This window comes from Novosphingobium sp. NBM11, assembly GCF_015390225.1.
Classification (GTDB): Bacteria; Pseudomonadota; Alphaproteobacteria; order Sphingomonadales; family Sphingomonadaceae; genus Novosphingobium.
In genome coordinates, this window is the sequence record NZ_VUOG01000003.1 from 62143 (window position 1) to 83784 (window position 21642).

At 64.4% G+C, this 21642-nt stretch carries 23 protein-coding genes and 2 pseudogenes; 20 read left to right on the top strand and 5 right to left on the bottom strand.

Annotated features, from left to right (window positions below; all coding sequences use genetic code 11):
• Positions 1–6 precede the first annotated feature (6 nt).
• The 19 genes and pseudogenes from F1640_RS20605 to F1640_RS25520 all read left to right on the top strand — a co-directional run.
• A pseudogene (locus F1640_RS20605) lies at positions 7–477 on the top strand (heavy metal-responsive transcriptional regulator); the annotation flags it as partial.
• A gap of 287 nt (positions 478–764) precedes the next feature.
• Positions 765–1085: a hypothetical protein gene (locus F1640_RS20615; protein WP_007406382.1), complete on the top strand. Its 321-nt coding sequence runs from the start codon at positions 765–767 to the stop codon at positions 1083–1085.
• 23 nt (positions 1086–1108) lie between these two features.
• Positions 1109–3019: a 2Fe-2S iron-sulfur cluster-binding protein gene (locus tag F1640_RS20620; RefSeq protein WP_030089529.1), complete on the top strand. Its 1911-nt coding sequence runs from the start codon at positions 1109–1111 to the stop codon at positions 3017–3019.
• Positions 3019–3747 carry a hypothetical protein gene (locus F1640_RS20625; protein WP_007406424.1) on the top strand — a complete coding sequence of 243 codons (729 nt, stop codon included), beginning with the start codon at positions 3019–3021 and terminating at the stop codon, positions 3745–3747. The genes F1640_RS20620 and F1640_RS20625 overlap by 1 nt, the downstream gene beginning before the upstream one ends.
• A pseudogene (locus F1640_RS20630) lies at positions 3744–4467 on the top strand (cytochrome C). The gene F1640_RS20625 and the pseudogene F1640_RS20630 overlap by 4 nt, the downstream one beginning before the upstream one ends.
• The gene (locus F1640_RS20635; protein WP_007406411.1) at positions 4454–4897 is read left to right on the top strand and encodes a DUF1622 domain-containing protein; all 444 of its coding nucleotides are present in this window, start codon (positions 4454–4456) and stop codon (positions 4895–4897) included. The pseudogene F1640_RS20630 and the gene F1640_RS20635 overlap by 14 nt, the downstream one beginning before the upstream one ends.
• Positions 4898–4911: 14 nt before the next feature.
• Positions 4912–5352 (top strand): four-helix bundle copper-binding protein, encoded by a 441-nt coding sequence (locus F1640_RS20640; protein WP_015449267.1) that lies wholly within the window; start codon positions 4912–4914, stop codon positions 5350–5352.
• Between the two features lie 332 nt (positions 5353–5684).
• The gene (locus tag F1640_RS20645) at positions 5685–6908 is read left to right on the top strand and encodes a glycoside hydrolase family 130 protein (protein WP_016743863.1); all 1224 of its coding nucleotides are present in this window, start codon (positions 5685–5687) and stop codon (positions 6906–6908) included.
• A gap of 228 nt (positions 6909–7136) precedes the next feature.
• The gene (locus F1640_RS20650; protein WP_007406388.1) at positions 7137–7427 is read left to right on the top strand and encodes a hypothetical protein; all 291 of its coding nucleotides are present in this window, start codon (positions 7137–7139) and stop codon (positions 7425–7427) included.
• A 318-nt stretch (positions 7428–7745) separates the two neighbouring features.
• On the top strand, positions 7746–8147 hold the full coding sequence (locus tag F1640_RS20655) for a hypothetical protein (RefSeq protein WP_015449265.1): 402 nt from the start codon (positions 7746–7748) through the stop codon (positions 8145–8147).
• Positions 8148–8294: 147 nt separating this feature from the next.
• Entirely contained in the window at positions 8295–8624 is a 330-nt protein-coding gene (locus F1640_RS20660; protein ID WP_004212674.1) for a hypothetical protein, read from the top strand.
• A 252-nt stretch (positions 8625–8876) separates the two neighbouring features.
• Positions 8877–10397 carry an aldehyde dehydrogenase family protein gene (locus tag F1640_RS20665; RefSeq protein ID WP_015449264.1) on the top strand — a complete coding sequence of 507 codons (1521 nt, stop codon included), beginning with the start codon at positions 8877–8879 and terminating at the stop codon, positions 10395–10397.
• Positions 10398–10423: 26 nt separating this feature from the next.
• Positions 10424–11449, top strand: a complete 1026-nt coding sequence (adhP, locus tag F1640_RS20670; RefSeq protein ID WP_037479749.1) for an alcohol dehydrogenase AdhP — start codon at positions 10424–10426, stop codon at positions 11447–11449.
• A 25-nt stretch (positions 11450–11474) separates the two neighbouring features.
• The gene (locus tag F1640_RS20675; protein WP_015449263.1) at positions 11475–13181 is read left to right on the top strand and encodes a copper resistance system multicopper oxidase; all 1707 of its coding nucleotides are present in this window, start codon (positions 11475–11477) and stop codon (positions 13179–13181) included.
• Entirely contained in the window at positions 13178–14164 is a 987-nt protein-coding gene (locus F1640_RS20680) for a copper resistance protein B (RefSeq protein WP_015449262.1), read from the top strand. Before F1640_RS20675 ends, F1640_RS20680 begins: the two co-directional genes overlap by 4 nt.
• Positions 14158–15399, top strand: a complete 1242-nt coding sequence (locus tag F1640_RS20685) for an MFS transporter (protein WP_037491573.1) — start codon at positions 14158–14160, stop codon at positions 15397–15399. The genes F1640_RS20680 and F1640_RS20685 overlap by 7 nt, the downstream gene beginning before the upstream one ends.
• Before the next feature lie 68 nt (positions 15400–15467).
• Entirely contained in the window at positions 15468–15905 is a 438-nt protein-coding gene (locus F1640_RS20690) for a DUF411 domain-containing protein (RefSeq protein ID WP_004213035.1), read from the top strand.
• A gap of 140 nt (positions 15906–16045) precedes the next feature.
• On the top strand, positions 16046–16381 hold the full coding sequence (locus F1640_RS25515; protein WP_309229335.1) for a GntR family transcriptional regulator: 336 nt from the start codon (positions 16046–16048) through the stop codon (positions 16379–16381).
• Positions 16382–16418: 37 nt separating this feature from the next.
• A complete protein-coding gene (locus F1640_RS25520; protein WP_255530728.1) occupies positions 16419–16787 on the top strand; it encodes a UTRA domain-containing protein in 369 nt (122 codons plus the stop codon).
• 3 nt (positions 16788–16790) lie between these two features.
• On the opposite strand, the gene F1640_RS20700 is transcribed toward F1640_RS25520, so the two are convergent.
• From F1640_RS20700 to F1640_RS25530, 4 genes are all read right to left on the bottom strand, one after another.
• Positions 16791–17525, bottom strand: a complete 735-nt coding sequence (locus F1640_RS20700; protein ID WP_004213137.1) for a PepSY domain-containing protein — start codon at positions 17523–17525, stop codon at positions 16791–16793.
• The gene (locus F1640_RS20705; RefSeq protein WP_255530652.1) at positions 17522–18100 is read right to left on the bottom strand and encodes a hypothetical protein; all 579 of its coding nucleotides are present in this window, start codon (positions 18098–18100) and stop codon (positions 17522–17524) included. The genes F1640_RS20700 and F1640_RS20705 overlap by 4 nt, the downstream gene beginning before the upstream one ends.
• A gap of 190 nt (positions 18101–18290) precedes the next feature.
• Positions 18291–19049 carry a TonB-dependent receptor domain-containing protein gene (locus F1640_RS25525; protein WP_375336207.1) on the bottom strand — a complete coding sequence of 253 codons (759 nt, stop codon included), beginning with the start codon at positions 19047–19049 and terminating at the stop codon, positions 18291–18293.
• Positions 18991–19809 carry a TonB-dependent receptor gene (locus F1640_RS25530; protein ID WP_255530729.1) on the bottom strand — a complete coding sequence of 273 codons (819 nt, stop codon included), beginning with the start codon at positions 19807–19809 and terminating at the stop codon, positions 18991–18993. The genes F1640_RS25525 and F1640_RS25530 overlap by 59 nt, the downstream gene beginning before the upstream one ends.
• On the opposite strand from F1640_RS25530, the gene F1640_RS25535 reads away from it, so the two are divergent.
• A complete protein-coding gene (locus tag F1640_RS25535) occupies positions 19704–20204 on the top strand; it encodes a hypothetical protein (RefSeq protein ID WP_255530783.1) in 501 nt (166 codons plus the stop codon). The two genes, F1640_RS25530 and F1640_RS25535, sit on opposite strands and share 106 nt — an antisense overlap.
• A 200-nt stretch (positions 20205–20404) precedes the next feature.
• Here the strand turns inward: F1640_RS25535 and F1640_RS25540 are convergent, their stop codons facing one another.
• The gene (locus F1640_RS25540) at positions 20405–20761 is read right to left on the bottom strand and encodes a TonB-dependent receptor plug domain-containing protein (protein ID WP_309229337.1); all 357 of its coding nucleotides are present in this window, start codon (positions 20759–20761) and stop codon (positions 20405–20407) included.
• Positions 20762–21642 lie beyond the last annotated feature (881 nt).

Here is a 21642-nt window from a genome sequence, read left to right on the forward strand (position 1 = left end):
GATGACATGGGCAATTTCAAGATCGGCGAACTGGCCGCGGCCGCAGGCGTGGGGCGGGATACGATCCGCTATTATGAGCGGATGGGCCTGCTGCGCGAGCCCGCGCGCACGGCAGCGGGCTACAGGCTCTACGACGCGACCGACCTCGAGCGCGTCAATTTCATCCGCTCGGCGCAGGAGCTTGGTTTCACACTCGAACAGGCCCGGCAGCTGCTGGCGCTCAGGGCGTCGGACACCGCGCATGCCCAGGCCGTGCTCGATATCACGCTTGCCAAGATCGCGGACGCCGAAGCCCGGCTCGAGCGCCTGTCGGATATCCGCGACATGCTGCGGATGCTCGCCGACGAATGCCCGGGCGAAGTGCCGGTCTCCGATTGCCCGATCCTCGCCTTCCTGACGGCGCGGCGGAAAGACCAGCAGCATAACAAGAAACATCAGGCAGCGCAGGACGAACGATCACCACGAGCGAAAGGGGTTTTTGTCATGAAGAAAATGCGTTTGATCGCCGTCCTCACGCCGGCGCTGCTTCTAGGCGCCTGTGTGACCACGCGGCCGACCTCGGCGCAGGTCGAGAGTTGCCGGGCGATGGAGGGCAATATGGGTCTCCAGACGCCGCATGATCATGGCGAGATGAAGGGGCAGGGGCGCAACCCGATGAACCTCTCGCACGACCGGTGTCTCCGGATTCTGCGCAGCGCGCAATGAGCCGGTCCGGACGCCAGGGATGGCGCCCGGACACAGTTTTCAAGCCAAGGAGCAAAGCCATGATCGACCATGCGAAGAAAGCCCTTCCACTTGTCGGCGGAAGCCTGTTGCTGGCGCTCGCGCTTTCGGGCTGCGACCGCCAGGCCGACCAGACGGTGCCGCCCGCGGCGAACAGCGTCGCCGCCACCCCGGTCCTGACCGACAGCGGCAACGCTGCAGACGCGGCGCCGATGGACGCGATGAGCAACCAGGCCGAGATGGAGCGGCATCACCGTCAGGCGATGGACCATGACGCGATGCGCGCCGGGGCCGGCAACCAGACCGCGCCGGCACCCGATCCCGCGCCGGGCAATGCGGCGATGCCGATGAAGGATATGTAGGCTCGCACACTAAGGGGATGAGGATGTCCAGGCGGATCAGCCTTCGACGCTTGAGCCTCGGCTGCGCAATCGCTCTCAGCCTGTCCGCGAGCGCGGGCGCGCAGGAGGGCGAGGATCATGCCGCGCATCATGGCGCAGGCATGCCGGCCGGCGGGGGCATGTCCGCACCGGCAGAGCCGGGGTCGTCGGACATGGCGAAGATGATGAACCCCATGATGGATCGCATGATCAATGGGGAAGGGGAGAATGAGCACGGCCACGAATCGCGCCGGACCGGCTTCATCTCGCAGCTGCTCGCCTTTCCCGCGCTTGACGAAGCGGCAAGGCAGCGGGTCGCTGCGCAGGCCGGCGAACGGGTAAGCACGGGTCTGGCGATGATCAACGCCGCCTCGGCCGACGGCGCGCGTGCGACCACGGTCTCGGCCCGGCTCGATGCGGCGCGGCGCCTGCGCGAGGGAACCGACCTGTTCCGCTCCGGCACCGCCGCGCAGGGCGCGATCGGGGGCTTGCAGCCGCCCCGGGAGGTCGGGCTTGCCTGGCTGCGCGATCAGCTCGACATCGACCAGGCCGCGCCCGGCCATGCCGATCACTGGTTCGGCATCTCGCCCTCGCACCTCCTTCTCATGCTGTTCCTGGGGCTGGTGAGCGCCACGCTTATCGCGCTGCAGATCTTCCGCCTGCGGCGGATCGGGGCGATCGCCGGCGGTGTCGCCACCGCCAAGGTTCCAGCAAAGCCGGAGCCGAAGGCTGCCCCTCCCGCTACCAGGGTTGCGCCCGCGCCTGCACCCGTTGCCGACAGCGCCGGGCTCGCGCCGAGCAATGCGGCCGCACCCGCTGGGGCGTCGCTGCGCAAGCCCAAAAGCTGGGCGGGGCAGCTGCGCGTGGTCCAGATCGTGCGAGAGACGCCGAGCGTGCTGACCTTCCGGCTCGCGGACCCGACCGCCGACCGGCTGCCGTTCGACTTCCTGCCGGGCCAGTTCCTGCAGGTCGAGGTAGAGCCCGAAGCGGGCAAGACCGCGCGCCGTTCCTACACGATCGCCTCTTCGCCGACCCAGCGGGCCTATGTCGAACTGACGGTCAAGCGCGAGGAGCAGGGCGTGGTCTCGCGATACCTGCACGACAAGGTCGTCGCCGACGATCTGCTGAAGGTCAGCGGACCGTTCGGCGCCTTCACCTTCACGGGAACGGATGCCCAGAGCATCGTGCTGATCGCGGGCGGGGTCGGCATCACCCCGATGATGTCGGTGCTGCGCTATCTCACCGACACCGCGTGGAAGGGTGATATCTTCTTCTTCTACGGCGCACGGTCGACCGAGGAATTCGTGTTCCGCGACGAGCTCGAGCGGCTCGAACGCCGTTTTCCCAACCTCCATGTCGTCGCCGCGATGCAGCGCGCGCCCGGCACCGTCTGGATGGGCCCCGAAGGGCCGATCACGCGCGAGATGATCCTGGCCGCGGTGCCGGAGATCGCGAGCCGGCGCATCCATATGTGCGGCCCGCCGGCGATGATGGGCGCGATGCGCGGCGTGCTGGCGGAACTCGGCGTCCCCGAAGCGCAGCTGCACACCGAGGCGTTCGGTCCGGCCTCGCTGCCGGCCGACCACGAGGATCTCGAGGTCAAGCCCGCGCCCCCGCCAGCGGATAAGCCGGCCCCGAGCGCCGAGGTGGCGCCGAGCACGGTGACCTTCTCCGTGTCGGGGGTGTCGGCGGCCTTGCCCGCGGACGAGACCGTGCTGGAGGCGGCCGAGGGCGCGGGCGTCGAGATCCCCTATGCATGCCGTGCGGGCACATGCGGCGCCTGCGTGGTCAAGCTGCTGCAGGGCGAAGTGACGATGGAGGTCGAATCCGGCCTTGCGCCCGCCGACAAGGCGCAAGGCTATGTGCTCGCGTGCCAGGCGAAGGGGACGGGCACGCCGCTCGTGGTCGAAGCCTGATGCGCGAACGCAGCGACATTGCCGTGGGCCTGCTGGTCGCGTTCCTGCTGCTGTTCCCGTTCGGCTATCTCGTGCATGTGTCGCCCCGCTTTCCGGGTAGCCTGGCCGGCGGGATCATCGGGATCGCAGCGCTCGTGCTGATGCTGCTGACGCTTCCTTATGTCGCGGCCAAGCACATCGCCTGGGTCGACAAGGCGCTCTCCCGGGTCGTCAGCAAGCCAACCCTGCTCGCCATCCACATCTATGCCGGCGTGCTGGCGCCGATCCTGGGTCTGGTCCACGCCGCGCACAAGCTCGAAAGCCCGGTCGGCCTGCTTCTGACCGTCCTCCTGCTGATGACGGTCATCACCGGCTTCATCGGCCGCTACCTGCTTGCCCAGCTTGGTCGGGCGCTGCGCGGACGCAGGTCAGAACTGGCCTCGCTTCGCGCCGCCTTCCTCGAGGAGCCGGCGGCGCCGACGCAGGCCGATACCGCAGCCCCGCCGCTGTCGGGCTGGAAGCGCTATCTGTTCGTCGCCGGGGATGCGTCCGCGGGCCAGCGCCCCCAGGACAAGGCGGGGATCGCCGCAGCGCTGGCCGATACCGAATTCGCGATCCGTGCCGAAGAGGCAACCAACACCCTGTTCGCGCGGTGGCGGTTCCTGCACATCCTGCTGGGCTGTCTCATCTTCGCGCTGCTCGCGCTCCACGTCGGCGCGGCGATCTATTACGGGCTGCGCTGGCTATGAGCTGGCAGCGTCTTTCCTACGCCGTCTTCATCGCAGCCCTGCTGGTGATGGTCCGCCGCGGTCGCGATCCGGATGCGATCGGACGCGCCGAGGGATGCCGGCCTGGTGGCGCAGCTCGTCTCGCCCGGCCCGCTCTCGAGCGCGCACCAGTCCTTTGCCGGCCAATGCACGGCCTGCCACACGCCGGGCAAGGGCGTCGAAACCCGGACCTGTCTCACCTGCCATGCGGGCACCGATTTCGGGACGAAGCAGTCGACGCAGTTCCACGCGAAAGCGACGCAGTGCACCTCCTGCCACGTCGAACATGAGGGAGAGCGCGGCATCATCCGCATGGATCACGCCGCGTTGCTCGACATGGCGAAGTGGCGGCAGCCTTTGGCGGGCATGTCGACAAACACTCGAAGCCTGACCCCCGAGACCGCGCTCAATTGCGCGAGCTGCCATGCGTTCCGCGATCCGCACCAGGGCCTGTTCGGCACCGACTGCGCGAGCTGCCACAAGACCGACAGCTGGAAGATCGCCAATTACCGCCATCCATCGGTCAATTCGACGCAGTGCGCCGAGTGCCACAAGGCGCCGCCGAGTCACTTCATGGAGCATTTCAGCATGGTCTCGCAGCGCGCAGCCGGATCGAAGGCGCGCGTCGACCAATGCTATGCCTGTCACGCCACCGACAGCTTCAACAATATCCGCAAGCGAGGCTGGTATGATCACCATTGAGGCCGACTGGCTGAGCGCCTTCTTCCGGCTCGCGGTGATCGGCCTGGAACTGGCGGGCACGCTGACCATCCTGGTCGGCGCGGGGCTCGCAACCTTTCTGTTTGCGCGGCGGGCGAGGGCGGGCGACCGAACCGAGGCCTATAGCGCGTTCCGCTCGGCGCTCGGCCGCAGCATCCTGCTCGGCCTGGAATTTCTGGTCGCCGGCGACATCGTCAAGTCGCTGGTGATCAACCCAACGCTCGACGATCTCATCGTTCTGGCCGGGCTGGTGCTGGTGCGGACCTTCCTGAGCATCTCGCTCGGGGTCGAGATCAACGGCCACTGGCCCTGGGAGGAAACCCGGATGGCGCGGGAGAAGGCGCGTGCGGCGTCGGATGGGTCGCCTGCGACGGCTGAGGCCGCCGGATGCGGCACAGCGCTCAAGGGATAGCAGATGGGAGGTGCATGATGATCGAGAGACGCGAATTGCTGATGGCCGGCGCCGGCCTTGCCGCCGCCGGAACGCTGGCTGTGCCGGCGGCGGCGCAGCAGCATCGAATGGAAGGGATGGCGATGTCGATGACGGACTGCATCGACGATTGCGTGGCTTCGCACCGCATGTGCCTGGAAACCGCCGCTTGGCTGACGAAGCAAGGCGGCGCGTCAGCTACGGCGTCGCTGATCGCCATGCTGAACGACTGTGCGGAACTGTGCCAGGCGACCGCCAACTCGATGCTGCGGGAATCTGCCCTGCACCGCATCGTCTGCCGCGCCTGCGCCGACGCTTGCGAGCGCTGCGCCGAGGAATGCGGACGCCATAGCGCGGACCAGCGGATCGCGCGTTGCTCGGCCACCTGCAAGAAATGCGCGGCGAGCTGCCGAACGATGGCGGACATGTCGAGCTGAGCGGCGCGCTTCGCACGTGCCCCACATAGTCACGTTCAGGCCAGAGCCCCCGGTCACAGCTTGTGTGTCCGACAACTACGCCAGGACAGCGATCATGGCACGTGGCACAAAGTCCGAGTATCCGGCAACGGCGGAAATCATCGCACCCGCCATCGCCGGAGCCTTCCGTGCCGCCACCCGATAGTCGGGTAATGCCGAGCACCATCTTTACGATTGCGTGAACGCTCCACGGTCGATCTGTATTGGAGAAGTCAGTGTCAACCGCCGAATTTGTCAACCGGCTACCCGAATTGCTCCGCCCCAATCCAGCAAGGGTAGTGATCAGACCCTATATGCCGTCGACGGAAACCTATAAATATGCGGTACCGGATCAGCCACGTGCGCAGCGCATCGCCGACCGCGTCCTGGCGCTCGACCCAGCATCGCTCCACGATGAGTTGCAACGCATTCTTGATGATTTCTCGGGAAGGCATCGTGAGGTTCCGTCCCTGTTTTTGCGGCGGTTCCACGAGGTTGATGGCATCATCGTCTGTGATTGCGAGGTCACCCATGAACAGGCGCTCTTGATCGGTGCCCATTTTTGCAACGAATATTCCTATGAGGCAGCAGCGCTTTTCAATCCGAGCATCGTCCTGCATCCTGATCAGTCTGCTGTACCTGAAAACTCTCTCCGATTCATTCTTTCCCTGCGAGGCGTGGGCGAGGGGCATATCTCCTCCGTCACCTTTCGCACCGGGTTTTGCGCCGCGGACGGAACCATAGCAATCAATCCTCCGAGCCCCATGCCGCTCGTGCTGGAGACTGAAAACATCTCCGGCGAGGACGGGCCGGACGCGGGCATTCGGATCAAGTGCGATGGCAGCCACGATCTCTCGGAGATCGTGATCTTTCCGACAACCCCCAGCCAGCGTGGTGGCATCGAAGACCTTCGCTTGGTCCGCTTCCTGGACGACGATGGCCGAGCCACCTATTTCGGTACATATACGGCATTTAGCGGCCAGTCCGTCCGGCAGGAGTTGTTGTCCACGCCGGACTTCCGGACATTCGAACTCAGACCGCTGCGTGGGGATGCCACCGGTAGCAAGGGCATGGCGCTTTTCCCCCGACGCATTGCCGGGCACTTTGCCATGCTTGGGCGCGAGGATAACGAAAATATCTGGTTCCTGACGTCCGCGGACATTCACGACTGGAGTGGCGGAGCGAAAGCCATCGAACCTCGCTGGCCTTGGGAGTTTGTCCAGATCGGTAATTGCGGATCGCCGATCGAGATCGACGAAGGCTGGCTGGTCGTAACTCATGGAGTCGGCGCCGTTCGGAACTATTGCATCGGGGCGTGCCTGCTGGACCGTGACGATCCCTCGAAGCTGCTGGCGCGGACGAAGCTACCGCTTTTGCGGTCGGACATGGATGAGCGCGAAGGTTATGTGCCAAACGTAGCCTACAGCTGCGGCGCGATGGTACATAATCGGGTGCTGGTACTGCCTTATGCCATTGCTGACAGCTTCACCACTTTTGCCACTATTCCTCTCGAGCGTCTGCTGGCCGCCATGGATTAGTCACTGTTGCCGACCTGTCCTGCTCTCGAGTCCGAACCATAGTTACACATCGGCACAACAACGATGCCAGTGCGATAATTTATGGCCATCTCAGAGACGGACTTCGCACATTACGTATACAGCAAGGCGGAAGGTGACACCATTTCACGGGCAAGCTCCGGAAGGGGCGACAATCGACCGGGCATATGCTCGATCGAACGGGAAACCCAGACTTGAAGGAATGGATACTTGCGCAAGAAGACGGCAATGATCGCTTCGCTCGCAGCTCTCGGCTTCCTCGCCGTCAGTGCCGGACCGGTGCTGGCGGACGGGATGCCGCCGGGCATGCCCGATCTTGAGGAGACCCTCAAGGCCAGGCCGGCGCCTGCCCAGCCCGATCCTGCCCACATGCAGGGCATGGCTCACGGTAAGGAGCAGATGCACGGCCAGATGATGCAGGGCCATCGAATGGCGATGCGGGATTCGCAGGACCAGGACGGCGCCTCCGGCATGTCACACAGGTCGGACGGTGGTTGCTGACCCTGCCATCATTCCATCAGACGACAAGGTTGACGGACAAGATCATGGCCGCTTTCAACCGAAGCCTTGGTCCGCCGTTCCCACGGCGGGCCAATCGCTTTTCTGGCCGGTCTCAGGACGAGAAAACCAGGCCGGGTCACATTTTTGATCGATCTCGGATCATCATTTTACGCGCCTGCTCCAGCAGGCACACGGCCGATCGGATTTCGATTCGTAACTTACGTATACAGACAGCGTCTCGCTAGCAGCATTGAAGCTTCGGAATTGCCGGGATCGGAACGTCGATCGGGCAACAGGAAGAACACTCGGAGACCCTCAATGCGACAGACGACATTTCTCGCGGCGCCCGTCAGCCTCTTCGCGACGCTAACCTTCGCCGCCGGCACCGCTCTCGCCCAGTCGACGCCCGCGCCCGCGCAGGCTGCGCCGGCCCATGCCCACCAGCAGGGCATGGATCATGGCGGGCAGCAGATGCACGATCAGATGATGAAGGATCATCAGGCCGGCGCGCAGAAGCAGCAGGGGCAACCGGCCCAGCAGGATCAACAGGGCATGTCGGGGATGGCCGGCATGTCCGGCGGCTCGCCTGCATCGAACGGCTCGGGCATGGCCGGTAAGGCGAAGAGTGGCTGCTGCAAGATGCCGATGAAGAAGGCCAAGCCGGCGGCGAAGAAGAAGACCGCCAAGCCCATGGCCGACAAGCCGATGAGCGACATGTGAGGTTTCCAGCCCCGAGAACAGACCCCAGGGGCTGAGGGCCCGCCGTTCCCCCGCGGCGGGCCAGTTCTTTGACGATGCCCAGCGTCGCCCCGTGCTCCCAGCTTTCAAAACCGGGTCCGAGCGTCTGACTTGACAGAGGAAACAGCGATGCGAAAACATCTTGGCGTCGGTGCTGCTGTTGGCTTTCTGCTCTTTGGCAGCACGCCGCTCCTCGCACAGGGTATCGGCCATAGCTTGTTCATGCGCGGCAAGATCGTCCGTATGGATGCGGGCGGCACAGTGGCCTGCCTGGGTAAGGCCGATGGCGCGCACATCGGGCAGATACTCGAAGTCTATCACGCAACGCCGCGCCACCGCCGTCTTGTCGGTCATGTCGAAGTCGACCAGATTTTCGACGACCATTATGCTCATTTCCGCGTGAGGGACGGGACGCTTCAGAAAGGCGATTGGGTGAGCCTAAAGCGCGTCCGGGCGTAACGCCAGAATTGGAATGCCAAGCGCCGCCCTCGCCAAAAGAAGACTCGGCCGAGTAACGCCTGTCTCGGCATAATTCCGATCAGGCGTGCGCGAATACGTTCAGGAGTCGATGAATAGTCATCGGCTCTGTTGGCGTGTCTGACCCTCAAGCCCGCGACCCCGATACCAGACTACCTTCTGCGGAACTTACTTATAGGCCACCCGGGCAAAGAGATTACTCCGTCAGGCCATCGATAGAGATGGAGTCAGGTTATGTTCGAGAAGGCGATCGGGACCATTAACGCGGCGGCCTCCTTCCGACACCGCTATGATAATTTCATCGGAGGCCGCTGGAGCGCTCCTGCGGGCGGCGAGTATTTCGCCGACACGAGCCCGATCAATGGCGCCCAGATCGCAGAGTTCGCGCTGTCGACGCCGGAAGATGTCGAGCGCGCGCTCGATGCGGCGCACGCCGCCAAGGATCAATGGGCAAGGATCGCGCCCGCCGAACGCGCCAGGATTCTCAATCGCGTCGCCGACCGGCTCGAAGACAATCTGGAGTTGCTGGCACTTGCCGAGACGATCGACAATGGCAAGCCGATCCGCGAGACGCGCGCTGCCGACGTGCCGCTCGCGATCGACCATTTCCGCTACTTCGCCGGCTGCATCCGGGCGGAGGAAGGCGGCATCTCGACGATCGATGCGGACACCATCGCCTATCATTTCCGCGAGCCGCTCGGCGTCGTCGGCCAGATCATCCCGTGGAACTTCCCGCTGCTGATGGCGGCGTGGAAGATCGCCCCGGCGCTGGCGGCGGGCAACTGCACCGTCATCAAACCCGCATCCCAGACGCCGCTCACCTTGCTGATGTTCGCCGAGCTCACCGCCGACATCCTGCCGCCCGGCGTGCTCAATGTCGTTACCGGCCCGGGACGGACCGTCGGCCAGGCGATCGCCGCCAATCCGCGCATCGCCAAGGTCTCGTTCACCGGCGAGACCGTCACCGGCAAGCAGATCATGCACGCGGCTGCCGACCATCTGATCCCCCAGACGATGGAGCTTGGCGGCAAGTCGCCCAACATCTTCATGGCGGACGTGCTCGACGAGGACGATGCCTTCTTCGACAAGGCGCTCGAAGGCTTTACTTTGTTCGCGTTCAACAAGGGCGAGGTCTGCACCTGCCCGTCGCGCGCGCTGATCCATGAGTCGATCTTCGACCGCTTCATCGAGCGCGCCGTGGCGCGCGTCGCCGCGATCCGCCAGGGCGATCCGCTCGACCCCTCGGTCCAGGTCGGCGCGCAGGCGTCGGAGGACCAGCTCCACAAGATCCTGGGCTATATCGATATCGGCAAGGCCGAGGGCGCGCAGTGTCTGGTCGGTGGCGCCAGGGCGCTGCCGGGCGGTGCGCTGGACCAGGGCTATTTCGTGCAGCCGACCGTGTTCGTGGGTCAGAACCACATGCGCATCTTCCAGGAGGAGATCTTCGGTCCCGTCCTGTCGGTCACCACGTTCAAGACGGTCGAGGAGGCGATCGCACTTGCCAACGACACCGCCTACGGTCTTGGCGCGGGCGTCTGGACCCGGAGCGGCAACACCGCCTACCGGCTCGGCCGCGCGATCGAGGCCGGGCGGGTCTGGACCAACTGCTATCATCAGTACCCCGCCCATGCCGCCTTCGGCGGATACAAGGCGTCGGGCTTCGGGCGTGAAAATCACCGGATGATGCTCGACCATTATCAGCAGACCAAGAACCTGCTCGTCTCCTATGACGAGCACGCGCTCGGCCTGTTCTGACCCCTCGCTCAAAAGGAGAAACGGACATGGCGAAAACCATGAAGGCGGCGGTCGTCCGCGAATTCGGCAAGCCCCTGGTCATCGAGGAGGCGCCGATCCCGACGGTCGGCCCCGGGCAGATCCTGGTCAAGATTGCGGCAACCGGCGTGTGCCATACCGACCTGCACGCGGCAGAAGGAGACTGGCCGGTCAAGCCCAACCCGCCCTTCATTCCCGGCCATGAAGGCGTCGGGCATGTCGCCGCCGTCGGTGCGGGCGTCACCCATGTGAAGGAAGGCGACCGGGTCGGCGTGCCCTGGCTCTACACCGCCTGCGGGCACTGCGTGCATTGCCTGGGTGGCTGGGAGACGCTTTGCCACGAACAGCAGAACACCGGCTATTCGGTCAATGGCAGCTTTGCCGAATATGTCCTCGCCGATCCCAACTATGTTGGTCACCTTCCCGACAATGTCGACTTCCTCGACATTGCGCCGATCCTCTGCGCGGGCGTCACCGTCTACAAGGGATTGAAGGCCACCGAGGCCCGACCCGGCGAGTGGGTGGTCGTCTCCGGCATTGGCGGGCTCGGCCACATGGCGGTGCAATATGCCCGAGCGATGGGTCTCAATGTGGCCGCGGTCGACATCGACGATAGCAAGCTCGACCTCGCTACACGCCTTGGCGCCACACTGACGGTCAACGCGCGCAACGAGGACCCTTCGGCAGCGCTCAAGAAAGCCATTGGCGGCGCGCACGGGGCGCTGGTGACCGCCGTTTCGCCCAAGGCGTTCCAGCAGGCGCTCGGCATGGTCCGGCGCGGCGGCACGGTCGCGCTCAACGGCCTGCCGCCGGGCGACTTCCCGTTGTCGATCTTCGACACCGTGCTGAACGGCATTACCGTGCGCGGCTCGATCGTTGGCACGCGGCTCGATCTGCTCGAGGCACTGGCGTTCGCCGGCGAGGGCAAGGTCAAGGCCACGGTCCATGCGGACAGGCTCGAGAACATCAACGACGTCTTCTCCCGCATGCATCATGGCGACATCGAGGGCCGGATCGTCCTCGACCTCGCCTGAAGCCGACTTCGCGAAAGTACAGTTCATGTCTCCCTTACATATCCGGCCGATCGCGCGGCGCCGTTTCGTCCAGGGGCTGGCGATCGGCGGCGCGGTCGCCGGTTTCGCCCCGGCGCTTCTCGCGCGATCCGCACCAACCTTGCCCGCTGAGCTGAGCGGGACCGAGTTCGACCTCGAGATCGCCGAGCTGCCGGTCAACTTCACCGGCAAACGCCGTATCGCGACCGCCGTGAACGGCAGCGTGCCCGCGCCGGTCCTGCGCCTGCGCGAAGGCGACACGGTCACGCTGCGCGTACGCAACGGCCTCAAGGAGATGTCGAGCATCCATTGGCACGGCATCATCGTGCCGGCGGAGATGGACGGCGTGCCCGGCATCAGCTTTGCCGGCATCGCGCCGGGCGAGACCTTCACCTATCGCTTCGAGGTCCGCCAGAGCGGAACCTACTGGTATCACGCTCACACGCTCGCCGAGCAGACGGGACTCTATGGAGCGATCATCGTGGAGCCAAAACAGGTGCCGACGGCGCGGGCGCCCGATCGCGACTATTGCATCGTGCTCAGCGACTGGTCGGACGAGCCGCCGTTGCAGATCTTCCTCAATCTCAAGAAGCAGAGCAGCTACTATAATTTTGCGCAGCCGACCGCCGGCGATTTCCTCAAGGATGTCGGCACCATGGGCTTGGGCAAGGCGCTCGAGCGGCGGCGGATGTGGAACAGCTCGCGGATGAACCCGACCGACTACAGCGATGTCTCTGCCGCGACCTACACCTATCTGATGAACGGCGCGCCGCCCGCCGGCAACTGGACCGGTATCGCCGCGCCCGGCGAGCGCGTGCGCCTGCGCTTCGTCGGCGCGGGGACGGCGACGTTCTTCGACGTGCGGATCCCCGGGGTCGAGCTGACGGTCGTATCGACCGACGGGCAGCCGGTCGAGCCGGTCACGGTCGAGGAATTCCGGATCGGCCCGGGCGAGACCTACGACGTCGAGTTCACCATGCCCGAGGGCGGCGCCCGCACCATCTTCGCGCAGGCGATCGATCGGAGCGGCTATGCGCGTGGCACGATCGCACCGGCCCCGGGCATGGCGGCAGCCGTGCCGCCGCTCGATGCCCGGACCTGGCTCGAGCCGGTCGACATGATGGGCGCGATGGCGACGATGGGCGCAATGGGAGGCGATGCGCATGCCGGGCACGGCATGACCGAGATGCCGGCCAGGGCACGGCACGCCCGCACCGAATATGGCGCCAATACCGACATGCGCGTCGACTATCCGCGCACCAATCTCGACGATCCCGGCGCCGGGCTGCGCGGGCGCGGCTGGCGCGTGCTGACGCTGGCCGATCTGCGCACGCCGGGCGGCGATCCCGACCCGCGCGAGCCCGAGCGCGACATCGAGCTGCATCTGACGGGCAATATGGAACGGTTCATCTGGTCGCTCGACGGCATCAAGCTCAACGATTCCAGGCCGCTTCATTTCAAGCCAAACGAGCGGCTGCGCGTCACCTTCGTCAACGACACGATGATGGCGCATCCGATGCATCTGCACGGCATGTGGAGCGATGTCGAAGGCCCGGACGGCGCCTTCCAGGTCCGCAAGCATACGGTCGTGGTCCAGCCCGCCCAGCGGGTGAGCTTCCGCGTCACCGCCGACGCCATGGGCCGATGGGCCTTCCACTGCCATCTGCTCTATCACATGGCGGCCGGCATGTTCCGGGAGGTGGTGGTCGCATGATCCGGATTTTCCCCTCGCGCGGCATCGCTCTTGGCGCTGCCCTCTTCCTGGCGCCGGCGATCACGGCTCCCGCCCTCGCGCAGGATGCCTCGCCCCCGTCGCCCGCCGCCACCCCTGCCCAAACGGCCACTCCCGCTCAGCACACCCCTTCCGCGCAAGGCTCTCAGGACCATGCGGGCATGGACATGCCGGGCATGGATATGACCGACACGAAGGCGTCCGGTAACGGCGCCACGATGGACATGGGCTCGATGCAGGGCGGCCAGGCCCCGCCGGACGCGCGCAACTCGGACGATTATGCCGACGGCTACCGCAACTCGACGCTGCCGGGCTATGAGATGGCCGACAAGCTCTCAATCCCCAAGATACTTGTCGATGAGCTTGAGTTCACCAGCGGCAACGAGGGTCAGGGCGTGGGCTGGACCGTGCTCGTCACCAAGGGTCAGGACAATGACAAGCTCTGGCTGCGCAGCCAGGGGCTCAAGAACTCCCGCGACCAACGTCTCGATCCGGAGAGCAGCGTCGAGGCGCTGTGGTGGCACAGCAAGAACCCGTTCTGGGGCACGCTGCTCGGGGTCAGGCAGGATCTCGGCAAGGGTGCGACCACCTGGCTGGCCGCCGGCGTCGAGGGACTGGCGCCCTATTGGTTCGACGTCCAGCTCACCGGCTATGTAGGAACCGATGGGCGTCTCGCGGCGCGCGCCAAGGCGTCCTATGAGGTCTTGTTCACCAATCGGTTGATCCTTACGCCGCAGGTGGAGACCAATATCTATTCGAAGCGGTCGAGCGATCGGCAGCTCGGCAGCGGCTTCAGCAATGTCGAGCTGAGCGGACGGTTGCGCTACGAGGTGTCGCGCAAGTTCGCGCCCTATATCGGCTTCGTCTGGGAGCGCGCATTTGACGGCACGGCCGATTTCCGTCGCCTGCGCGGGGAAGGGCCTTCCGAACACAGGCTGGTGATCGGCTTGCGCGCCTGGTGGTGATCCGCGGATGGCCACTCGAGGGGGCGACCGCGAACGCGCCGCGTGACAAGGCTGGATCGCAAGCCAACGGTCGCTGGCCGGCCTCCTTTTTCGTCTTGTTGCTCGCGGCGGCTGCGGCGTCGGCGGGACAGACGGCCATTCTCGCCTTCCTTCCGGCACTGGTCGACCCGGCTCGTGGCGCGCTATCGTCAAGCGCTCATGATTTTCATGTCGCGAGCCTGACCGCGGTCCATCCCCTGGCAGCCTTGCTGGCGGCGCCGCTCTGGGGCTGGATCGCGGACCGGGTCGACTATCGGGCGATGTTGCGCGCAGCGCTGGTCATCCTCGCCCTGGTGACCGCGCCGATCGGCCTCGTCGGGCTGCCTGAGCTTTATGCATTGCGCCTGGTGGCGGGGATGGCGTCGGCCGCCATCATACCGTTGGGCTTGCTCTGCGCGAGCTTTGCCGCAAACGAGCGCGCGGACCAGGCGCGGCGCTTCACCTGGCTGACCGCCTTCTTGTTTCTGGGCGATCTCGCCGGTCCGCTGGTGGCGGAGGTCTCGGCCGCGATCCTGCCCCGCGCTCCCCTCATGATCCTCGCTTTCGGCATCGGTGCCGTCGGGGCGGCGCTTTGCGCCGTGCGTCTGCCGCGCTGGTGTGCACCTTGCATCGATGGCGGAGACCTGCCCGCGCCGACGCTCGGCGCGACGCTGATCCTGCTTTTCGTCACGATCGTCGCGGGCGGCGGGCTGGCGGCGATGCATGTCAATCTCCTGGTGACGCGGAGCGTCATTTCGCTGAGCCGCGAAGAGATCGCCTGGATGCTCAGTCTCTGCGGATTGGGCATGCTGGCAGCACAGATCTTCCATGCGAGGCTCGATTGGCTGGTGACCATGCCGAGGCGGCTTGCGGGGCTGACGCTCGGCCTGCTGGCTGCGGCGCTCTTCCTGTTCCCTGTCGCCGCGAGCATGGCCGAACTCAGTGGGATCATCGTTGCTGCCGGCTGGAGCTCGGCAACCCTTCGATTGGTCACCAGCTTCTGGATCAGCGGTGCGGCAGCCCCTTCGGGTCTGAAGCTCGGTCTCCAGCATTCCGCCGCCAGCATCGGGCAGGCGCTCGCGCCGCTGGCGATCGCCGTCGTCGCTCCCGGGGCGCAGCACTTAGTCTTGTGGGGGATTGGTGGTCTGTCGCTGGCGCTGCTTGTGTCCTTGCCGCTCGCCTGGAGGCCGCGCGCCATCGTGAAATCTTCAGCGTGATGAGGGGTAGGGGGCATCAATGCGTATAGATCATTAGGAACCCTATCGCATGCTTCCGGGAGCCGTTCATGAAGACCCGTCTTTCTGCCGCCTTGCTGTTCCTCGCCCTGCCCGGCGCAGCGCTTGCGGCGAATGATGTCGTCGTCCACCGGGACCCGGGTTGTGGATGCTGTGAGAAGTGGGCCCAGGCGCTTCGCGCGAAGCTGGGCCGCACGGTCGTCATGCGCGACGATGCGTCGCGCGGGGCGCTTCAGCGGAGGGCCGGCATGCCGGGCACGCTGGCATCCTGCCACAGCGCGATGGTTGATGGCTATCTGATCGAGGGCCATGTCCCGGTCGCCGATATCAAGCGCCTGCTGGCAACCCGTCCCGTAGGCGTCAGAGGCATTGCGGTGGCGGGGATGCCGATCGGCTCGGAGGGCATGGAAGTGGCAGGCGCCGCCCGCCAACCCTATGCGGTGGTGTCGTTCGGCAGTTCGGGCCAGAAGGTCTTCGCGCGGCATTGATCACGCACGCCTCGGCTCTCGCTGGTGATTTCCTGTTTGAATGACTGGGACTTGCTCGCCCCCACCTGTATAGTCATTTGATGCATGCTCCCGCTCGCCCCCATAGCCGCGCATCCGCTCCCCGGACGAAAGCTGCTTCTGTGGGCGAACCCGCGGTCGACGCTGCCGGTGCGGAGAAGCAACCTCGCTATGTGGCGATCAAAGACAGCATTTTCGAGGACATCCGGGAAGGTCGCCTGAAGCCCGGCGACCAGACGCCGTCAGAGGCCGAGCTCGTCGAGACGTTCAAAGTCTCGCGCATGACCGCAAACCGGGCGTTGCGGGAACTGCAATCGGCCGGTGTCGTGGTACGGCGGGCGGGGCGGGGCAGCTTTGTCGCCGAGCCCCGGCCGATCGGGCAGCTGATCGAGATCCGCAACATCGCGGAGGAGGTGCGCGGCAGGGGCCACGCCTATCGCGGCGCGCGTCATTTATAATATCGAGATACGGGCTGATGCGGAAAGGGCAGCTCTGCTGGAAGTCGGCTTGGGCACGCGCCTCTTCCATTCGCTTATCGTCCATCACGAGACCGAATTCCCAATTCAGGTCGAGGAGCGCTTTGTGCTGGCATCTGCTGCGCCACGCTACGGAGAGAGGGATTTCAGCGCCTCGACGCCGAATGAATATCTGACACGTGTTGCCCCGCTCGAGCGAGTAGAGCACCGGGTGTGCGCGGCGATGCCGGATACAGCCATGCGAACAATGCTGGGCCTCGCTGAAGGAGAACCAGTGCTAATGATGACGCGCAGAACCTGGAGTCGCGGACGTCTCGTATCGCACGCTTGGCTCACGCACCCGGGCAATCGGTTCGAGCTATCGGCGGCTTTTTCTGTTGGGACCTAGCGATCAGCCCGCGCCCAACTTGACGGCCGATTTGCGCCTGCGCCGCAACCATCGCACGTCGGCGCGACTGAAGCTCTTAAACAGCAGGTAGAAGCCCGTCCCCGACAGCCACAAAGTACCGAACGCAACGAAGACGATCAGCGGGTGATTGAAGCTGGTGCGGTTCACATAGTCCATATTGTGGAGCATCCAGAAGAAATCCCAGGTGCGCCATGTGTCGCCGCGCATGACCAGGAATCGGCCGGTGTCGGCGGAGATGTAGGCGCTGCTGTTCTCTGCGTCCGCGAAATCCAGTCGCCACATGGTGCCTTCGTGCTCGCGCGCTTCCACATTCGGTTCGGCGAGCAACGTTGCCTTGCGGATCGGTGCTTCATTCACCATCGTCGCGACGTCGCGCGCGACCTGCTCGTCGACCCGAACCGGGGCGCCGCTCGTCGCGTCGATTAGCCGCGTGCCCGTGGTGGATCGAAGCTCGTAGACGGGGCGTGTGGCAAGGGACCGCAAGGCGATGCCGAGCACGGGACCATCAAGAGCGAGCTTTGCCGGCGCAATATAGTCACCGGCAGGTAGGGCGTGCTGATGGCTGGCCTGCGCACTGTGTCCGCCGACCTTCTCCTGATCGAGCAAGGCCATCATCGAGCCGCTCAGAGCCCAAAGGAGAAACTGCACGCCCAGGATCAGGCCGACCCATTTGTGGATGCGCCGAAAAAAGAGCGGGGTGAACCGGATTTTCTTCATGCCTTCTTCTTCCTGCGCCGCGGGAACGACCAAAGCAGCAGCCAAGCCCCGGCCAGCGCCATGGCAAGGGCACTCCAGGTCGCCACGCGCAGCAGCGGATTGTTGACGTCGGAGCGATCGTCATAGTCCATGATGTGCAGCATCCACGCGAAATCGAACACGCGCCACAGCGCATGGCGGCGCGAGATCAGCTCACCGGTCTGCGGAGAGAGATACAGGGTTGGCCGGTTCCAGGCATCGAATTCGACCTGCCAATAGGGAGGCTTGCGCGCCTGCATTTCCAGTGGCGCCGTCGTCAGCAGCCGGGCTGCGACGATGTCCCCGGTGCCGCTGTAGATGCGCCGAGCGGCGGCGCGGATTTGTGCCTCGCTCAAATCGGGGATGGGCTGTCCCGAACCTGCATCGAAGAGTCTTGGACCACCCGAGGTTTGCGCGCGCCAGACGGGCTGATCCATGAACCGTTGCAGGCGGATCTCGGACGCGTCGGGAGCCGATTGAACAATCCGCGCCGGCGGGACGAAGCTCGCAAGGTCGATGGGGGGCGACGACCGGTGGGCGGACCAGATCGTCGCCATGGATGATGTCGATATGGACGGCCACCATATAGAAGCCGGTCAGCGTCCAGAGCAGAACCTGGACGCCGACGATCAGGGCCAGCCACTTGTGCGTCCGGCGGATGACCAAAGGCCATTGAATTGCCATGTGCTGCCCTTCAGAACGCGGTTCGGAAGCCGGCGTAGAAGCGCCGTCCGAGCAGATCATAGGTCATCGTGTCGGTGTTGGCATCGGTGAAGCTCTGGATATAGGGCGCCTTGCGGTCGAACAGATTATCGGCCCCGATCTGGAAACGTGTCTTCTCGTCGATCGCGAAGGCAAGCTGAAGATTGTGGTAGAAGACGTTCGGCGTGCGGTAGCCGATGTCGCGGCCGATGCGTTGAAGTCGGTCGCCTTGCCGATCCATTGTGTCGACCAGGTCGCGCTGATGCCGTCCTTTTCCGCCGTCAGCACGCCATAACCACGCCATTTCGGATAGCCGCCATTGCCGCCCCCGATAAACCCGTCGAAATAGATCGGCGCGCCGCCGGGGAAGGGGTTTACGACATATTTGTTGAGATAGGTCATGTTGAGATCCAAGGAGATCTTCACCTCGCCCACCGCACCACTGTACACCAGACCCAGATCGAGACCATTCATCTCCTCGCGGCCGGTGTTGATGGGCTGGGCGGAGAGGTAAGTGACCTCGCCGGTCAGCGCGCTGCGCGTAAAGTCGCTGCAGAACGGGTGCGACAGGTTCTGGCTCGCATAGCAGACTGCGAGCTTGGTCGAGCCGGGAATGGCCCGGATCGCGTCCTTGATCTTGATGTCGAACCAGTCTGCCGTCAGCGACAACCCTGGGATGATGCCGCGCGGCGATATCACCGTACCAACGGTCCAGGTCGTGGAGCTTTCGGGCCGAAGGCTCTGGTTACCGCCCCACTGTGGTGAGGATCGTGGTGCCGAGCTGCGTATAGTTGGCCGGCACACCGGACGCCTGACAATTGGCGATCAAGGTCACGTTGCCGCTGGAGGTGTAGCGCGAGCAGGGATCGGTCGTGGTCAGATTGCCTTCCGAGACGCCGCCGAAAAGCTCCGGCACGTTGGGAATGCGAAAGCCCGTCCCATAAGTGCCGCGCAGACGGATGCTGTCATTGACTACCCAGTCGGCACTGAGCTTGTAATTCCAGTCGCTCCCGAAGAGATTATAGTCTGAGTAGCGGACTGCGCCATCGAGCGTGAGCGCCTTGGCGAAAGCTGTGTTGGCAAGCACCGGCACCGATAGCTCGAGATAGGCTTCCTTGGCGGTGCTCGAGCCCGAAATAGGATCCTGCTGATTGACGTTCGCCACGCCGAGCACCGTCAACGGGTCGGGATCGCGCCAGCCTTTTTCGCGCCGATAGACCACGCCGGTGGCGAAGGACACCGCGCCGGCTGGAAGGGAGAAGAGATCGCCGTTGAGGTCAGCCGTGACCGTGCCGAGTTCGTTGCCTCCGCGATCGCGCGAGGTGAACAGAATATAATCCAGAACCTGAGGTGTCAGGTCTCCGAACCCAAGATAGTCACCGCAGGGGATGGCCGCGCCCGCCGTGCTGGAGCATTTTGCTCCTGTCGAGCGTGTTCGCGACGCGCTCGAGATTGGCGATGTTGGTCGAGCCGTCGACGGCCGTGTTACGCCCGAAGCTGCCCGCGGACTTCCCAGGCCCAGTCGTTCGCCAGCTTGCCGCGCAGCCCGAAGGTGCCTTGCCAGGTATCGGTCTCCTGGAAGAAGTGGCGCGCGCCGGGTTCGGCGAGGCGGCGCTGGGCCAGGACCAGGTTCTGGCCGGTCGGATTGGTCGGATTGCTGGCTGGTATCGAGAGATTGCGCAGCGTGCCGGGTGTCGCGATCTGATTCGACTTGCGGAACGTATAGAGGAACTCGCCGAACGCCTGGATACCGTCGGTCAGCGCATAGTCCGCGAAGAAGGCCGTGCTGACGCGCTCGACTGGGCTGACCGCATTGAGAAACGGGTTCGAGTTGAAGTTGTGCTTGGCGGGACTGTAAGGCTCGTAGAAGTTCCCGTTCCCTCCGGGTACCTGGTTGAAGTTGATCTGTTGGCCGTTGGGCCAGCACCGCGCGTCCGCCGATCGTCGAGGCGCTGTTGACGCAGCTCAGCGAGCCCGGCGTCGTTTCAGCGAGCGAGCAGGGCGCACGCGAGGCCATGTTGACGGCGCTGGTCTTCTGGTAGGTGACTGCTGCCATGAACCCGCCACGATCGTTGCGAATGCCCCAAAGTAGGTCCGCGGTGAGATCGGAGCCGTCGCCGCGCTCGGTAATGCCTTGTCGGACGCTGAGACCCAGGCCTTCATAATCGGTGCCGCGTGACAAGGTTGACCACGCCGGCCATGGCATCGGCCCCGTAGATAGCGGACGCGCCATCCTTGAGGACATCGGTGCGTGCCAGCGCCACGACCGGGATCATGTTGAGATCGGGTGAGGAATTGGCGCCGGTGCCGCCCGCGACGAGGCGTCGGCCGTTGAGGAGCACGAGTGTGCGCTTGATGCCGAGGCCGCGCAGATTGACCTGAGCAGTGCCATAACCGTTGTTGGTCCAGTAGGCCGATGTCTGGTTGCCCGCGAAGCCGGCATTGGCCGGCAAACGCTGCAAGGCGGTTTCGATATTGACGATGCCGGTATTTTGGATCTGCTCGGCGGTGACCACGGTGGCCGGTCCAACCCCGGCCAGATCCTGCCGACGGATTCGTGAGCCGGTAACGACGATGTCGCTGTCATCCCCCAGGACTTGTGCTTTTGGCTGCGGTGTCGGATCGGCCCTGAGCGAGAGCCGGCGCGGCGTAGCCCGCGACGATGGCGGCGCTGCCGAGCAGGGCCATCCTGATGGTCATGTGCAATCCCCCTGACGTTTTAGAACAGCCACAGACAACATCAGTTGTATATACAGGTCAACAGTATTTTTCCTGTTTTTCCAATACCTTATTCTCGTGAAATTTAGATATAGATATAGCTATAATACGCACGCCAGACGTCGAACCCTCATGACTGAAGAGATATTTTTGCGAGCGCTCATTTGCAAAGCTGCTGAGATAGGAGATAGAATATCATATCGTAATCCAGCCTCGCACGCTTCGATTTGATGATCGGGACATTTGGCCGGCAAGAATGCGAAGCGGCATGATCACATGTTATTGGTGTCGGCGTGATATACCTAGGTATAGCGCTAGAGATGCTCCGGGAACATTAGTCCTTTGCTGAGCTTGCAACGCGCCAGGGAAAGTAATACCGATGCGGACCGCATTTGATCCTCGTTTCCTGGATGTGTCGCGCCTTCTTCCGGATTGAGCCGCAGGTTCGCCTTTTGAGGCAGATGAAACGACTCCTGACGAAACGTCGTGCGACGAGTCCGGCGACCTGAGATCGTCGCGCAGGCCACTGGGTCACTTGGCGATGATCCAATCCGGTTCGGCAGTGGCGGCGCAGTCCTCGAACGTCGATCGCATCCGCGGAGCCGACGGGCCGGCTTGTGCATGAGCCGCCCTGATTTTGCCGCCGGGCAGTACGGCAGGTTGCGAAAAATGCTTGCTG

Bases quoted from the DNA above. Each gene is read 5' to 3' on its own strand.
- F1640_RS20675 (WP_015449263.1), top strand. From the start codon at position 11,475: ATGTCTCCCTTACATATCCGGCCGATCGCGCGGCGCCGTTTCGTCCAG.
- F1640_RS20665 (WP_015449264.1), top strand. From the start codon at position 8,877: ATGTTCGAGAAGGCGATCGGGACCATTAACGCGGCGGCCTCCTTCCGA.
- F1640_RS20615 (WP_007406382.1), top strand. From the start codon at position 765: ATGATCGACCATGCGAAGAAAGCCCTTCCACTTGTCGGCGGAAGCCTG.
- F1640_RS20660 (WP_004212674.1), top strand. From the start codon at position 8,295: ATGCGAAAACATCTTGGCGTCGGTGCTGCTGTTGGCTTTCTGCTCTTT.
- F1640_RS20690 (WP_004213035.1), top strand. From the start codon at position 15,468: ATGAAGACCCGTCTTTCTGCCGCCTTGCTGTTCCTCGCCCTGCCCGGC.
- F1640_RS20640 (WP_015449267.1), top strand. From the start codon at position 4,912: ATGATGATCGAGAGACGCGAATTGCTGATGGCCGGCGCCGGCCTTGCC.
- F1640_RS20645 (WP_016743863.1), top strand. From the start codon at position 5,685: ATGCCGTCGACGGAAACCTATAAATATGCGGTACCGGATCAGCCACGT.
- F1640_RS20635 (WP_007406411.1), top strand. From the start codon at position 4,454: ATGATCACCATTGAGGCCGACTGGCTGAGCGCCTTCTTCCGGCTCGCG.
- F1640_RS25535 (WP_255530783.1), top strand. From the start codon at position 19,704: ATGTTGGTCGAGCCGTCGACGGCCGTGTTACGCCCGAAGCTGCCCGCG.
- F1640_RS20655 (WP_015449265.1), top strand. From the start codon at position 7,746: ATGCGACAGACGACATTTCTCGCGGCGCCCGTCAGCCTCTTCGCGACG.
- F1640_RS20625 (WP_007406424.1), top strand. From the start codon at position 3,019: ATGCGCGAACGCAGCGACATTGCCGTGGGCCTGCTGGTCGCGTTCCTG.
- F1640_RS20680 (WP_015449262.1), top strand. From the start codon at position 13,178: ATGATCCGGATTTTCCCCTCGCGCGGCATCGCTCTTGGCGCTGCCCTC.
- F1640_RS20620 (WP_030089529.1), top strand. From the start codon at position 1,109: ATGTCCAGGCGGATCAGCCTTCGACGCTTGAGCCTCGGCTGCGCAATC.
- F1640_RS20700 (WP_004213137.1), bottom strand. From the start codon at position 17,525: ATGAAGAAAATCCGGTTCACCCCGCTCTTTTTTCGGCGCATCCACAAA.
- adhP (WP_037479749.1), top strand. From the start codon at position 10,424: ATGGCGAAAACCATGAAGGCGGCGGTCGTCCGCGAATTCGGCAAGCCC.
- F1640_RS20705 (WP_255530652.1), bottom strand. From the start codon at position 18,100: ATGGCGACGATCTGGTCCGCCCACCGGTCGTCGCCCCCCATCGACCTT.